This is a genomic window from Corynebacterium sp. ACRPE, from assembly GCF_022347435.1.
In the GTDB taxonomy this organism is placed as follows: Bacteria; Actinomycetota; Actinomycetes; order Mycobacteriales; family Mycobacteriaceae; genus Corynebacterium; species Corynebacterium tuberculostearicum_D.
Map to the genome: position 1 here is coordinate 1 of NZ_JAKRNA010000020.1, position 14,276 is coordinate 14,276.

Consider the following 14,276-nt stretch of genomic DNA (forward strand, 5'->3'; position numbering starts at 1 on the left):
TCTGCCAAGATGCGATCTTCCACGAGACGGACCACACGGTCCTTTGCATCCTGGTCAAATTTTCTTGGCATATTCCAGATTTTCCCATCTACTTAAACGGAACAAAACCTGGGGCACTTCAGATAAGGTTTATTCAGTCCTATAACTCACGAACTTATACGGAGCTGCCGGCCATTGCTGGAGAGGTGACCACTGCGGCATTCGATGTGGGCGGCATTTTGGTCATCCGGACGGTCGAGCGCATCGGCGCTTTAGGGCACTTGGTAGAGGCATTGCCGGACTTTGTATGGCTGCGCCATGAGATTTTGGGCGCGACGATGATCGTCAATGTGTACCTTGCCGGGCAGGTTTCCCGCGCTACCGTGGTGGGGAATGTGACCAGGGCCCTGGCTAGGGACTAAGATTGAATAGTTGAACTTTAGATCGATCTAAATTAAGGGAGCGCATCCGTAGTGTTTGACTCACTATCAGACCGCCTACAGTCAGCCCTGGCGGGCCTGCGCGGTAAGGGCAAACTGACCGAGGCTGATATCAATGCCACCGCTCGCGAGATCCGCCTCGCGCTGCTGGAAGCCGACGTGTCTTTGACCGTCGTCCGTGGCTTTATCAAGCGCATCAAGGAACGCGCCCGCGGCGCGGAAGTCTCTGAGGCGCTCAACCCGGCGCAGCAGGTAGTCAAGATCGTCAATGAGGAGCTCATTGAGATCCTCGGCGGTGAAACCCGCCGCCTGAACTTGGCTAAGAACCCGCCGACGGTGATCATGCTTGCCGGCCTGCAGGGTGCTGGTAAAACCACCCTGGCCGGTAAGTTGGCCAAGCACCTGGCTAAGCAGGGCCACACCCCGATGCTGGTGGCCTGTGACTTGCAGCGCCCAGGCGCGGTACAGCAGCTGCAAATCGTCGGCGAGCGCGCTGAGGTGCCGACCTTTGCACCGGATCCGGGAACCTCCCTGGACTCCAACGAGCATGAAATGGGTACCTCGCACGGTGACCCGGTGGACGTCGCCAAGCAGGGCATTGCTGAGGCTAAGCAGAAGCAGCACGATGTGGTCATCATCGATACCGCTGGCCGCTTGGGCATCGATGAGACACTGATGACGCAGGCGCGCAATATCCGCGATGCCGTCAACCCGGACGAAGTCCTCTTTGTCATCGACTCCATGATCGGCCAGGACGCCGTACAGACGGCCGAGGCCTTCCGCGATGGCGTGGACTTTACCGGCGTTGTTCTCACCAAGCTGGACGGTGACGCCCGCGGTGGTGCGGCCCTGTCTATCCGCGAGGTTACGGGCAAGCCCATCATGTACGCCTCTACCGGTGAGAAGCTCGATGATTTCGATGTCTTCCACCCGGAGCGCATGTCCAGCCGCATTCTGGGCATGGGTGATTTGCTCTCCCTTATCGAGCAGGCCGAAGCAACCCTGGACCACCAGAAAGCCGAAGAAGCAGCCTCTAAGCTGGGCTCTGGCGAGCTGACGCTCAATGACTTCCTTGAGCAGATGCTGATGATCCGCAAGATGGGCCCCATCGGCAACCTGCTGAAGATGATGCCCGGCGGCAAGCAGATGAATGAAATGGCCGCCATGGTGGATGAAAAGCAGCTGGACCGCATCCAGGCGATTATTCGCGGTATGACGCCGCAGGAGCGCGAGGATCCGAAGATTCTCAATGCTTCGCGCCGCAAGCGCATTGCTAATGGTTCTGGTGTCAGCGTTTCCGAGGTCAACCAGCTTATTGAGCGCTTCAACCAGGCTAAGAAGATGATGTCCAAGATGGCCGGCCAATTCGGCATGGGCGGCATGGGTGGTCGCTCCGCTACCAAGAAGAAGCCCAAGGGTCGCAAGGGCAAGAATGGCAAGCGAAAGAAGGGCAAGGGCGGCGGTGGCAACCGTGGCCCGAAGATGCCGGGCGGTATGCCGGGCATGGGCGGAATGCCAGGAATGCCCGGTGGCGGCGGCATGCCGTCCATGGAGGAGCTGCAAAAGCTCCAGCAGCAAATGGGCGGCGGCGGTGGCATGCCAGGTATGCCAGGTATGCCAAAGATGCCGAAGGGAATGGAAAATATCGATCTCGACAACCTGGACTTTGGCAAGGGTAAAAAGTAGTTTTCCCAGCCTTAAAGCATAAAGAAGGAGGCTTCCGCGTTGCTGCGGGAGCCTCCTTTTTGTGCGGCTTGCCGACGCCGCCCTAAGCCCCAGCGCGCCTTTGCATGAGGCGCTTTCGCCCTCGGGGCTTGAGCACGACCGAGCTATGGCCTAGACGGCATCGTCTTGTGCGGCGTTGGGGTAGGGGACGGGGTTGGCATGTTGCTTGCCGGCGTCGGTAGGCGCTGCGGGCGCTTGCTCCACGGCTCCTGCAGCCTGCTCCGGTGGAATGTCCGGGGCTTCCTGCTGGACTTTTTCCCCGTTGAGGAAGGGCTTTAGGGCCTCGCGGATCATCGGCATTGCTGATTCCGCAAAAGCATTGGTGATGTGGTGCATGTCGCGGTAGACCATCGTATTGCCGATGATGACTGGGCAGTCACCATTGGCATCGCAGAACCACGGAGCGGTATCAATCGAGAGCATATTTTGGTACTTCGACAACACGACTGCACCGGGATCATAAGGCTGGTAGACCTGCTCAAAGCGCATGCCGCAGCCGTAGGCATCTTCGGTAGCGACGTAGCACTCATCAAACTCGCGTGGACGGCCTTCTTCATCGAATCCCCACGGGTTATCGCGGAAGCCCAAGAAGGGAATATCGCGTTCGGCCAATTCCTCCCAGAATGCCTGGTAGCCGGCGGGCACGGCATCGGGGCCGGTGCCATATTCATTTTGTGGGCGGGTGGTATTCGAGATGACCAAGGCCGGGTTCGCCTCTTCGATGCGATCCATGGCCAGCTTGCCCCACTCGGCACACTCTGGGGTCACGGTGACATCGTCACCCAATTCAATCGGGCAGCCTTGGCGCAGCAGCGGTACCAGCTTAAAGCCCATTTCCTTGCCTAAGCGGTCCAGCGGGGCAGAATACTGCTCCGCGTGGGAACCGCCCACCAAATAGACTTCCTTCTCTGCGTTGAGGTCACCGAAAATGCAGGGGGTCTTTCCGTCCTTGCGGGTTTCGAAGAAGAAGTCAGCAGGCTGGCTATCTGGCACGAAGCACCAATTTGTAGCGACGGGTGGCTGGATTCCGCCGGCCAGAATCGGATCAGGCTTGACCTCCACATTATCCGGCGGGGTGATGTCGTTGATGAACGTCGTTGCGCCGGGGTAGAGGGCAGGGTCCAAAAGCTCCGCATCAGCATCATCAAGGGTGCGCATCCACAGTGGCTGGACAGCCAAGAGGCCGACAACGGCCGCGGCGACTACAACGCCACCCACACCGCGGGCGGCACCGGCGGGTTTCTGCAAGGTCGACAGGCCCTTGCGTACCGGCAGATCCTCGGCCGTGGGGCGCTTGCGATGCTGGCGCAGGGGCTTCTCCAAAAAGCGGTGCGTGAGGTCTGCCAACAACAGCGAAATGGCGATAATGATGACGCCCAACCACCACGACGGGGTTTCTTGACCCAGGTAGGACGTGGACAAAATAAGCAATGGCCAGTGCCACAGGTAGAGCGGGTAGGCTACATCGCCCAGCCAGCGCGCCTGCTTGGAAGCCATTGCCTTGGAAATCTTGCCACCGCCGCCCAAGATAATGAGCACGGCGCCGCCTAGTGGCAAAAGAGAAAGCGGGCCAGGATACGCAGTGGTATCCGCGATGATGGCACCGGTAAAGACGAGCATCAAAAGGCCCAGACCAGTAAAGAGGTCATAGAGGCGGGCCGGAATCTTCCAAGAGGAACCGTAGATAGCCAGGACCGCGCCCAAGGTTAACTCCCAAGCGCGCGACCAGGTGGAGTAGTAGTTCTCCGGAGTTCCGTAGAGGCCGTGGCGCGAAGCATAGGCAAAAGAAGCAATCGTGACCACGATGAGGATTGGGCCAGCAATCTGGTTGACCGTGGGGAAGCTGCGCTTGCCCAAGGGCTGTTGCTTCGGCCGGAACTTCATGATGGCAGCCAAGATGAGCGCAAAGGCAATGCCCATGATGTAGAACTGGCTCTGCACGGCCATGGACCACATGTGCTGCAGCGGTGAGGTATCAGCTGCGGCCGCTGTGTAGTCGGCGTTTTGTTCCGCTAGCTCCCAGTTCTGGTAATACAGCATGGTGGCTGTGATCTGCTGAGTGAGCTCGGTGCGCATGAGCTGCGGGGTGAAGATGCGTACCAAAATGTAGGTCACGCCGATTACCAAAACCAAGCTTGGTACCAAGCGCCGCAAGGTGCGCCAGATGGGCCACCATGGGTTAAGCGAGGCGTTGGGCTTGCTCGCGTAGCGCAGCTGGGAGCCCAAGAAGAAGTAGCCGGATAGCAGCAGGAATACGTCGACGCCGCCGGATACGCGTCCGACGAATACGTGGTAGATAACTACTAGGCCGATGGCAATACCGCGCAGACCATCAAGGTCATAGCGGTACCGGAAATTTCGCGGTGATTCTTTAGTCATAAACTGTCTTTTCGTGCGCCTATGCCTAGATGGTGGGGCGGAAGGCGCGCCATACATATGAAACGAAATGTCTATATTCGGCCCTTAAGGGTACTCTGCTTCACTATCGCAGGCATAACGAACCTGCGTGCGTGGCGTAGTAATTTTTGAAAATGCAGCTACTCGCGCTAAAATATCCTAGGTTATTTACTCGGATATTCTGAGCTAGATAAACTGAAGAACGTAATATTCTGCGTAGCACCGTTCCCGTCTACGGTCGGCCGGTATGTCACGCGCAGATAAAATCCAAGGGTTGAACCGGCGCACAACCTAGTGCGCGTCTGTACTGCCCAGTGACTAGTAAAGGAGCCAACATGGCTGTCAAGATCAAGCTTCAGCGCCTGGGCAAGGTCCGCGCTGCTGAGTACCGCGTTGTTATTGCTGATGCCCGCACCCGTCGTAACGGCAAGGTCATCGAGAACATCGGCATCTACCACCCGAAGGAAGAGCCTTCCCTCATCCAGATCGACTCCGAGCGTGCACAGCACTGGCTGTCCGTTGGCGCACAGCCAACCGAGCCGGTTCTCGCTCTGCTGAAGGTCACCGGTGACTGGCAGAAGCACAAGGGTCTGCCGGGTGCAGAGGGCACCCTGAAGGTTGCTGAGGAGAAGAAGTCCAAGCTGGAGATCTTCAACGAGGCACTGGCTGAGGCCAACAACGGCCCGACCATCGAGGCCATCACCGAAAAGAAGAAGAAGGCCAAGGAAGAGGCTGAGAAGAAGGCTGCTGAGGAAGCTGCTGCTGCAGAGGCTGCCGCTGCTGCCGCCGGCGAAGCTGACGCTGAGGCCGAGGAGAAGGCTGAGGAAGCTTCTGAGGAGTCCGCAGAGTAATCTGCCTCCCTTGCTAAACGCATAGTGCTTTAGCTCCGGGCCCCGCCGCTACGATCACTGGTCGTAGTAGCGGGGCCTTTATAGTTGGCGGAAGAACGCCGGAACACGATAGCGACCGCGCATGCTAGTCCTTGACGGGGCTGCGTGCGCGGTCGCTACTGGCAGTGACACGCTAGGAAACGTGCGTCATCCATGTCGGGGATTTGCAAGTTCGCCCTTAGTTCTGTGGTTTGTAGTTGGGGTAGCGGCTGTAGACGTTAGAGGGATCCTTAAAGTCCATACCGCGCAGGGCGCCTGCAACAACCGGTGTGAAAAGCTCGAGAATCTGCTCGCGTGGAAGCCGGGACAAAGGGCCGTCGATGGCAAGTACGGTAAATCCATGAATGGCCGACCAAGCCAACAGGGCATTCTGCATGAAATACGTGGCGTCAGTGGTGTTGTCCAGCGCTTCCGCGTGGCGGGACAACAGGGCGAAGAAATCGCGAATCTGCTGTAGGTGATCCATCTTCGGATCATCTTCCGTATTGGGATCTACGCCAAGCATGAAACGCAGCGCCTTCCACTCCAGCATGCAGCGGAAGAAATTGGTTTCATCTAGGGCAAACTCGAGGTAAGCGTAGCCGATTTGCATCAGGTGTTCTGGAAAATCTAGGCCCACTGCTGTCTCGGTAGTCTCGTGTAAACGCCGGACCAACTCATCGGTGGCAAGTTCAGCGACCTTATCGTGCAGTTCTTCTTGGTCCTTGAAATGGCGGTATGCAGAGGTAGGGGACACTCCTGCTTCGCGGGTTACCGCACGGACGGTGATGGCATCGGGGCCACTCCTTTTGCCCAGTTGAACCGCGATACGGAGCAGCTCATCGTGGAGGTTTCTATGATGGTAGGGCTTATTGTGCGTTTCCATAAAAGTCATTTTATCAACAAAACCTATGTACGTATAAATTATTTGGTCAGCATGGTGAGCAGCAAAATTGCGGGGGTGGAAGGGTTGCCGCTCTCGCTTGTGGCCTCGACTTTATGCACCTCATATGCAGGAAGGTGCACGATAGAGCCGGGGGTGAGCGTGATGGTTTCATTGCCATAGCTGAAGTCAAGCTCACCGCGCAGCGCCTGCACGGTGATGGGATGTGCGGCCTTGTGATCGGGCAGAGACTGTCCTGGTGCGAAGCTAAAGAGAATGAGGTTGGCACCATCAGCGCTTAAGACGCGCTGTACGCCCGGGCGCGGGCGGTGCGGATCGGTATCAGGCGCGATGTCCAGCAGGTTTAGCGCGGACATGACGGAATCCTCACTTGAGTGAGAAGCCGCGCCAAACGTGTCCGGGGAGTTGGTCGGTAGATCGCTCATGAGCCCACTTTAACGACAATAAGACTCAAATTCTGGGTTTGCTTTCCAAAGCGCCAAAATTCATGACTGACAAGGGCAAAGAGGTCTGTGTTGTAGACTTTCCGCTATGGAATTGATGATTGGTCGCGTGATTAAATCGCACGGCGTGAAAGGTGAAGTCGTAGTCGAGGCCACTACGGATGAACCGGAGGTGCGCTTTGCGGTAGGGGAAGTTCTTCAGGGGACGCAGGGTAAGAAGGAGCACACACTAACTATCAAGGCGGTCCGGAGCCATAAGGGAAGGCTGCTCGTTACCTTTGAAGAGATCAAAGACCGAACAGTGGCGGATAGCCTACGTGGTACCAAGTTCTTTGCCGCTCCGCTCGACAGTGATGATGATGGCTTTTATGACCACGAGCTGGAAGGGCTTCGCGTACTTCTGGCGGGCGAGGAGATCGGTGAGGTCACATCGGTCATCCACGGCGGAAGTCAAGATTTGTTGGAGGTAAAACTCGACAACAGCAAGGAGGCGCTCATTCCCTTCGTGCATGCCATTGTTCCTGAGGCGAACCTAGAGGCTGGAACGTGCACCATCGATCCGCCGGAAGGACTGCTTGACCTATGAGGCTTGACGTCATCACCATTTTTCCGGAGTACCTGGACCCGTTGCGGCATGCGCTTTTGGGCAAGGCCATTGAACAAGGTCGCCTTGAAGTAGGTGTGCACGATCTGCGGCAGTGGGCTACGGATGCGCATAAGTCTGTCGATGACTCGCCGTTCGGTGGTGGCCCCGGCATGGTTATGAAGCCAGACGTTTGGGGGCCGGCGCTCGATAGCGTCGCCACGCGGGAAAGTGCGCCCAATCTAGAGTCTGCGTTGCCACACCTAAACCGTCCGCGCCACGATGAATTAGAAGGGGTTGAGGCGCAAGCCTATGCGGTTGATGCCACGGCCGATGAGGATAGCGACCTCCCACTGCTTATCGTGCCGACGCCAACCGGAAAACCGTTTAGCCAAGCAGATGCGCGGGCGTGGTCCAATGAGGGGCACATTGTTTTTGCCTGCGGGCGTTATGAGGGCATCGATCAGCGCGTGGTGGATGACGCCGCTCGACGCTACCGCGTGCGCGAGGTTTCCATCGGCGATTATGTGTTGATCGGTGGGGAAGTGGCAACGTTGGTGATTGCTGAGGCAGTAGTGCGACTCATCCCCGGCGTGCTGGGAAATAAGCGCTCTCATGAGGAAGATTCTTTTTCTGATGGTCTCTTGGAAGGCCCGAGCTATACCAAGCCGCGAGAGTGGCGTGGCCTAGCCGTGCCGGAGGTGCTCACCTCGGGAAACCACGGGTTGGTAGACAAATGGCGGAGGGAACAGGCATTGCTGCGCACGTGGCAACGCCGTCCCGAACTTTTGGAGGCGGCTGAGCTCGATAAGGACGACAAGGCCTTCATCGCGCAGTTGGAACAAGAAGCCAACACCCAGGGTGAAGGCTAATGGAGGTAAGCGCTGACCTCTCGGTACTCTTAGTAACCCAGGAGTGGGCGAAAAGCCTCGAAGCATTGCCAGAGGAGCTGCGTGCACGGGGCTTTGAGCCGCTAAGTATTTTCACTCTCCAGGTAGCGGAGGAAACCTCGGAAAGCAGCCCGCTAGCGCAGGAGTATCGCTTCAAGAGCGGTCAGTGGCCACAAGGAATACCGGTGTGGCGGCTCATCGTAAACGGAGAGACCACGCAGCCCCTGGCCACTGTGGCTTCCTCGGTAGCAGACTGCTTGCCGCCGGCAGCCTCGTGGGTAGGCAGTGCGGAAATCGGTTTTACGGAGATGGGGCTTGGTGCCCCGGCGGTGTGGCGGGCGGATTCTGGGTTATAAGCGGAATCTGGACAATTATTTAGCGCTTTTTCATGCCTAAACTGCAGCGCATATGCCTTCTAAGGTTATAGTGAAGGGGACATTCCCTCTAGATTCCTATTCCCAAGGTGGTCCCTGAATTATGACGGCTCCCAATGGCAATAACTATGGTGGATATAACCAGCAGCCGCCTCAGTACAATCAGCAGTATTATTCCCAGCCGCAGCAAAGCGGTGGCGTAGGCGGCGCCACCATCGCGGCAATTATCGCAGCAATTGTGGCGGTCATCGCGGTGGCCGCCATGGTCATCATGTTCGTGACCAATAACAAGGATGATGCATCGACTAGCGCGGCCGCCGATAGTCAATTCCAGCAGGCTGATGCCAATAGCGGCTCCGGCTCCGGATCTAGCAAGCACTCCGGTTCCTCGTCCAAGGACGATGCTGAGGATGAGGATGAAGATTCCAGCCCGGTCACGGTGACCAAGACTAAGGATGCTCCAGCTCCAGCGCCGGCACAGGCAGCGTCTTCTGGCAGCAGCAATGGGCACTCTTGGAGTGACTTCACTAGCTACTATCCAGCTACCAGCAAAACCTCCAGCGGTTTTGCCAGCAACGTCTATACCGCGTTTATGAATAACTGGGTCGCCGGCGGCGGCACCGGCGCTACCTTGAGCGTCTACTCGCCGGCCACCGGTGGTACCTACACCATGTACTGCTCCGGTAGCTCTTCGCGCGTTTCCTGCTCCGGCGGCGATAACGCCCGCGTGGTTATCTACTAAGAGCGCGCCGCAGCAACCTCCTTTCCCTTACTGGGAAAGGAGGTTTTGTGCGTCTAGGGGGCGTCGGCAAGCGAAGGCAGTGGAGGGGCCGTGCGGTAAATTGGGTGGGTCTAATCCCAAACCTCGAGAAAGAGTGAGGAGACCACGTGAATATTGCGGCCACTATCGCCGCCGAGCTCAACGTCAAGGAATCGCAGGTTTCTACCGCGTTGCAGCTGCTTGCGGAGGGCAATACAGTGCCCTTTATTGCCCGCTATCGCAAGGAGGCCACCGGTGGGCTGGATGACTCCCAGCTGCGCACCATTGAAGAGCGCGCGAACTATCTAAAGGAACTACAGGAGCGCAAGGAGACCATCCTTGCGGCGATTGAAGAGCAGGGCAAGCTTGGCGACGCCCTCAAGGAGCAAATCCTTGCCTGCGAGACCAAAGCGCGCCTAGAAGATTTGTATCTGCCGTATAAGAAACGCCGCAAAACCAAGGCCGATATAGCCCGCGAAGCCGGCCTTGAGGAGCTGACCGATAAGCTCATTGCGGATCCCAACGCCGCTCCAGAAGAGTTGGCACAGGCCTTTACCACCGAGGGCTTTGAGGACACCAAGAAGGCCCTCGACGGCGCCCGGGCCATCTTGGTGGACCGCTTCGCGCTCGACGCGGACCTGGTGGGTGAAGTACGCGAGCGCATGTTCACTGAAGGCTCCATGGGCGCGCACGTTGTTGAGGGCAAGGAGGCCGAAGGCGCGAAGTTTAAGGATTACTTCGATTTCAACGAGCCCTTCCACAAGCTGCCTTCGCACCGCATCTTGGCGCTGCTGCGTGGCGAGAATGAGGGAGTGCTCCAGCTGCAACTAGATGCCGGCGATGACGCCGATTACGAGGATGTAATCGCCTCCCGCTTCGAGCTGGATCGCTCCTCCAAGTGGCTTGCCGACGCCGTCCATTGGGGCTGGCGCACCAAGCTCTATATTTCCTCCAGCCTGGACGTTCGCATGCGGCTGAAAGAGATTGCGGAGGAAGGCGCGCTGAAGATCTTTGCCACCAATTTGCGCGACGTGCTGCTCGCGGCACCTGCTGGCCAGCGTGCCACCATCGGCTTGGATCCGGGTTACCGCAATGGTGTGAAGTGCGCGGTAGTGGACAAAACCGGCAAGGTGCTCGATACCGCCATTGTCTACCCGCATCAGCCGCAGAACCAGTGGAGCCTAGCAGTTCAGACGCTATCGGCCCTGTGCGCCAAGCATTCTGTAGACCTTATGGCCATCGGCAACGGCACCGCCTCCCGTGAGACCGAGAAGCTTGCTCAGGAAATTGCGGACCTTATTAAGCAAGCTGGGGGTCAGCGACCCACTCCTGTGGTGGTTTCGGAGTCCGGCGCCTCGGTCTACTCAGCCTCGCCGCTTGCAGCGGAGGAATTCCCCGACATGGATGTCTCGCTGCGCGGTGCGGTTTCCATCGCTCGCCGCTTGCAGGATCCTTTGGCTGAGCTGGTCAAGATCGATCCCAAGGCTATTGGTGTGGGGCAGTACCAGCACGACGTTAACCAGACGGCGCTCGCTCGCACCCTTGATGGCGTCGTGGAAAGTGCGGTAAATGGTGTGGGCGTAGATCTCAATACCGCTTCCGTCCCGCTGCTTGAGCGCGTAGCGGGTGTCAATTCCACTATCGCCGCCAATATCGTTTCCTACCGCAATGAACACGGTTCTTTTTCTTCCCGCAAGGAACTGAAGAAGGTACCGCGTCTGGGGCCTAAGGCCTTTGAACAGTCTGCGGGCTTTCTCCGCATCAACGGCGGTACCGATCCGCTGGATTCCTCTGCCGTACACCCAGAGGCCTATCCTGTCGTCTCCCGCATCGCGGAGAAGACGGGCCTGGGGATTTCTGAACTTATTGGCAATACCCGCGTACTCAGCATGCTGGCGCCAGCAGACTTTGCAGACGAGACTTTCGGCATTCCTACGGTGACCGATATCATCGCCGAGCTGGATAAACCCGGACGCGACCCGCGCCCTGAGTTCAAGACCGCCACCTTTAAAGAAGGCGTACATAAAGTCTCCGATCTCACCCCGGGCATGATTCTCGAGGGCACGGTGACAAACGTGGCGGCATTTGGCGCCTTCGTGGATGTCGGAGTCCATCAGGATGGCCTCGTCCACGTTTCTGCCATGAGCCACAAGTTTGTCTCCGATCCGCACGAGGTCGTGCGCTCTGGCCAGGTGGTCAAGGTGAAGGTCATGGAGGTTGATGTGGAGCGCCAGCGCATCGGTCTCTCCCTCCGTTTGGATGATGAACCGGGGCAGCCGGCCCCTAAACGCCGCGGTGATTCCCCACGCGGTTCCGCCAAATCCGGAGCCAGGGGCGAAGGAAAGCGCTCTGGCCACAAATCTGGGCGCGGATCCCGGGACGGCTCGCGCGGCCGCACTGGCGGTCGAGGTGGCTCCGGTGGTGGTGGAGCCATGGCCGATGCCTTGAAGAAGGCAGGCTTCTAATCGTCGTGGACTAGCCTTTCTACCTGCTGCTTTTTGCTCCCATCGTTGCGGACGGTGGGAGCTTATACATTCCAGAGGGGAGAATTCCTCCACGACGTGGGGTCCAATGCGCGCCGAGATTGTTTCAAAATGGTAAGTTTGCCAAAACTAAATAAAAGACGCTTGGTGCCATTTTAATTACAAGGAGAGGGAAATGAGCAAAGCTGCTAAAGCCAGCCATGGCAGGGGAGTGTTGGGTTGGCACCGCGTATTGGACTGGCGTCCGCGCAGTGCATTGGCACGGTTGTTCATCGTGTTCTTCCTGGTTGCACCCATTATTATTGCCGGAACCATGATGTGGGCGATGTGGGACCCATCCAAATACATGCGCAAAATCGACCTAGCGGTGGTGAATGAAGACGCGGGCGTCAACAAGCAAGGCGTTGATACCAACTACGGCGTTCAGGTGGTAGAAGGGCTGCTGGATACCGATTACCTGAATTTCGCAGAGGTGAATAAGGATGAGGGGGATCAAGGGCTGATTAAAGGCAAATATCTCCTGGTGGTGACCATCCCTGAGGACTTTTCCAAAAAAGCGGTGTCCATCATCAGTGATAAGCCCGTCAAACCTGAAATTCACTTCGCTAGCAATGACTATTACGGAACTAACGGCTCCGTTATTTCTTCGAGCCTAATCCCGCAGGTGCAAACCAGCGTGGAAAATGCAATCTCGAAAAAATACGCTGACCAGGTAATAGAAGGGCTCAATAAGCTAAGTGATGGAATAGGCACTGCCGCCGATGGTGCTAGACGTCTTGATGAAGGTGCCGGGAAGCTACAAGAAGGTGGAGGTCGTGCGGTCGCCGGCATAGGTCAGCTGGGAGCCGGTGCAGGAAAGCTACATGATGGAACTGGTGCGCTGCTTGATGGCACAAACCGTCTCAATGAGGGAGTCGGGCGACTCGATGAAGGTGCCGCTCGCCTGGATGACGGTGCCACACAACTTGCTGAAGGTTCCGATAAGCTGCTTGCTGGCACCGGCCGTCTCGCCGACGGTGCCGGCCAGATCGATGGTGGAGTCAATCAGCTCACGGGAATGCTTATCCCAGTGCTCAAACAGGCCCAGGTCGTGGTTCCTGCCCTGTCGCAACTGGTAGAGGTGCTGCGTAACTTGGGTATGGGGCAGCAGGCTGAACAGCTCCACTCGCTCGTATCCAAACTTGATCCGGCCACGAGTGGCAACATGGTGGATAAACTAGAGCAACTTTCTAATGGTACCGGTCAGCTGTACTACAACCTTTCAGATCCTAATTCGGAGTATCTGGGCGGCATGAACAAACTCAATGGCGGAGCGCACCGTCTAGCTGATGGCACGAAGGAGCTACACAGCGGCGTTGGCGAACTTGGCACCGGCGCCGCTCAGCTGCACGATGGCGCGAGCCGCCTCCACGACGGGACTGGCACCCTGAAGACGGGAACAGACCGCTTGGCAGCCGGTGGTGCCGAGCTCAAGGGTGGTATGGATAAGCTAAAGGCCGGTTCTGGTGAGCTCTCACAGAAGCTGGCAGATGGTGCAGCCAAAGCGCCATCTATCTCCAAACCGGAAGACTCAGCTCAAAACATGGCCGTTCCCATTAACTTCACCGCGTCCAATGTGCACCCAGTCCAAACAGCAATAAGCTCCACGGACCCCACCCGCAAGGACGTCACCGGCGGTGCCTCTTTGCTCTTAGTGCTCGTCTTTGGCTTCCTCGTCATGCTGCTGGTGGCTATGGTGTTTCCCTATTACCTCGGCCGTAAAGGAACCCCAGTTGCGCATCCTGCGCGCGGAATATTGTCTGCGTTCATCACGCTGACCGTGCTCAACTTCATTGTCCTTGCCTTTATGGCGCTGATGTCAGCAACTTTGGGGTGGGCACCGGCTAGCTGGTCCATGATTCTCGGGGTAGTAGCAGCGATCGCAGCGGTGGGTGCGGCGACTTACCAGTTCTTCCACGTGACTTTTGGGCGAAAGATTGGTGGCATCTTTGCTGCGGGAATTTTCGCCCTCGGTGTGATGGTCTTTGGTGGTGTGTGGCCGGTGGCCGCGATTCCCCGCCCGTTGAGTTTGATGCATCCTTTCCACCCGATGACCTACGCCAAAGGCGCATTCACGCGTGCCACTGATGGGATTCATGATGCGACGTTCTGGACTGGAATGGCAGCGCTGCTCGGATTTACCCTGATCGCACTTTTCGCCTCATATGTGGTCTTCCGCGCGCGTCACTTGGGTACGGCGAAAATCCTGGATGAGCACCTAGTCCGCTTCCCGGCTGCTGCGGCGGCGTAGCTTGGGAGGGGGGGGAGAAAGTAGTGCTGGGGAGAAATTTGGTTCCTGCCGGTGGATGTGGAAAAATAGTGCACCGTTCTATGTAACGGGCACGAACCGGTTAGGCAGTACGCCGCTAGGGTCCTCTGTCCCAAACTGA

11 protein-coding genes and 1 pseudogene are annotated in these 14,276 nt (G+C 57.6%); 9 read left to right on the forward strand and 3 right to left on the reverse strand.

What is annotated here, in order from left to right; all coding sequences use genetic code 11:
* Both MHY13_RS09305 and ffh read left to right on the forward strand, forming a co-directional pair.
* Positions 1-401 (forward strand): annotated as a pseudogene (locus tag MHY13_RS09305) (hypothetical protein); the annotation flags it as partial.
* A 51-nt stretch (positions 402-452) separates the two neighbouring features.
* On the forward strand, positions 453-2,105 hold the full coding sequence (gene ffh / locus MHY13_RS09310; RefSeq protein WP_198491641.1) for a signal recognition particle protein: 1,653 nt from the start codon (positions 453-455) through the stop codon (positions 2,103-2,105).
* Between the two features lie 150 nt (positions 2,106-2,255).
* On the opposite strand, the gene MHY13_RS09315 is transcribed toward ffh, so the two are convergent.
* Positions 2,256-4,523 (reverse strand): acyltransferase family protein, encoded by a 2,268-nt coding sequence (locus tag MHY13_RS09315; RefSeq protein ID WP_239282951.1) that lies wholly within the window; start codon positions 4,521-4,523, stop codon positions 2,256-2,258.
* A 353-nt stretch (positions 4,524-4,876) separates the two neighbouring features.
* Between MHY13_RS09315 and rpsP the strand changes: the two genes are divergently transcribed.
* Positions 4,877-5,392, forward strand: a complete 516-nt coding sequence (gene rpsP / locus MHY13_RS09320; protein WP_005325261.1) for a 30S ribosomal protein S16 — start codon at positions 4,877-4,879, stop codon at positions 5,390-5,392.
* Positions 5,393-5,609: 217 nt separating this feature from the next.
* On the opposite strand, the gene MHY13_RS09325 is transcribed toward rpsP, so the two are convergent.
* Positions 5,610-6,296 (reverse strand): TetR/AcrR family transcriptional regulator, encoded by a 687-nt coding sequence (locus MHY13_RS09325; protein ID WP_239193114.1) that lies wholly within the window; start codon positions 6,294-6,296, stop codon positions 5,610-5,612.
* A 38-nt stretch (positions 6,297-6,334) separates the two neighbouring features.
* Positions 6,335-6,739 (reverse strand): cupin domain-containing protein, encoded by a 405-nt coding sequence (locus MHY13_RS09330; protein ID WP_239193113.1) that lies wholly within the window; start codon positions 6,737-6,739, stop codon positions 6,335-6,337.
* 106 nt (positions 6,740-6,845) lie between these two features.
* Here MHY13_RS09330 and rimM point away from each other — a divergent pair, with 106 nt between their 5' ends.
* The 6 genes from rimM to MHY13_RS09360 all read left to right on the forward strand — a co-directional run bounded on the left by rimM (position 6,846) and on the right by MHY13_RS09360 (position 14,137).
* Positions 6,846-7,343, forward strand: coding sequence for a ribosome maturation factor RimM (gene rimM, locus MHY13_RS09335; protein WP_239193112.1), 498 nt, complete (start codon positions 6,846-6,848; stop codon positions 7,341-7,343).
* The gene (gene trmD, locus MHY13_RS09340) at positions 7,340-8,212 is read left to right on the forward strand and encodes a tRNA (guanosine(37)-N1)-methyltransferase TrmD (protein ID WP_239193111.1); all 873 of its coding nucleotides are present in this window, start codon (positions 7,340-7,342) and stop codon (positions 8,210-8,212) included. Before rimM ends, trmD begins: the two co-directional genes overlap by 4 nt.
* Positions 8,212-8,586, forward strand: coding sequence for a hypothetical protein (locus tag MHY13_RS09345; RefSeq protein WP_239193110.1), 375 nt, complete (start codon positions 8,212-8,214; stop codon positions 8,584-8,586). The genes trmD and MHY13_RS09345 overlap by 1 nt, the downstream gene beginning before the upstream one ends.
* Before the next feature lie 121 nt (positions 8,587-8,707).
* Positions 8,708-9,346, forward strand: a complete 639-nt coding sequence (locus tag MHY13_RS09350; RefSeq protein WP_239193109.1) for a hypothetical protein — start codon at positions 8,708-8,710, stop codon at positions 9,344-9,346.
* A 146-nt stretch (positions 9,347-9,492) separates the two neighbouring features.
* The gene (locus tag MHY13_RS09355) at positions 9,493-11,829 is read left to right on the forward strand and encodes a Tex family protein (RefSeq protein WP_239193108.1); all 2,337 of its coding nucleotides are present in this window, start codon (positions 9,493-9,495) and stop codon (positions 11,827-11,829) included.
* Between the two features lie 193 nt (positions 11,830-12,022).
* Positions 12,023-14,137: a YhgE/Pip domain-containing protein gene (locus MHY13_RS09360; RefSeq protein ID WP_204608516.1), complete on the forward strand. Its 2,115-nt coding sequence runs from the start codon at positions 12,023-12,025 to the stop codon at positions 14,135-14,137.
* The last annotated feature ends 139 nt before the right edge of the window (positions 14,138-14,276 follow it).

Bases quoted from the DNA above. Each gene is read 5' to 3' on its own strand.
- MHY13_RS09350 (WP_239193109.1), top strand. From the start codon at position 8,708: ATGACGGCTCCCAATGGCAATAACTATGGTGGATATAACCAGCAGCCG.
- rpsP (WP_005325261.1), top strand. From the start codon at position 4,877: ATGGCTGTCAAGATCAAGCTTCAGCGCCTGGGCAAGGTCCGCGCTGCT.
- MHY13_RS09315 (WP_239282951.1), bottom strand. From the start codon at position 4,523: ATGACTAAAGAATCACCGCGAAATTTCCGGTACCGCTATGACCTTGAT.
- MHY13_RS09330 (WP_239193113.1), bottom strand. From the start codon at position 6,739: ATGAGCGATCTACCGACCAACTCCCCGGACACGTTTGGCGCGGCTTCT.
- MHY13_RS09325 (WP_239193114.1), bottom strand. From the start codon at position 6,296: ATGGAAACGCACAATAAGCCCTACCATCATAGAAACCTCCACGATGAG.
- rimM (WP_239193112.1), top strand. From the start codon at position 6,846: ATGGAATTGATGATTGGTCGCGTGATTAAATCGCACGGCGTGAAAGGT.
- MHY13_RS09360 (WP_204608516.1), top strand. From the start codon at position 12,023: ATGAGCAAAGCTGCTAAAGCCAGCCATGGCAGGGGAGTGTTGGGTTGG.
- trmD (WP_239193111.1), top strand. From the start codon at position 7,340: ATGAGGCTTGACGTCATCACCATTTTTCCGGAGTACCTGGACCCGTTG.
- MHY13_RS09345 (WP_239193110.1), top strand. From the start codon at position 8,212: ATGGAGGTAAGCGCTGACCTCTCGGTACTCTTAGTAACCCAGGAGTGG.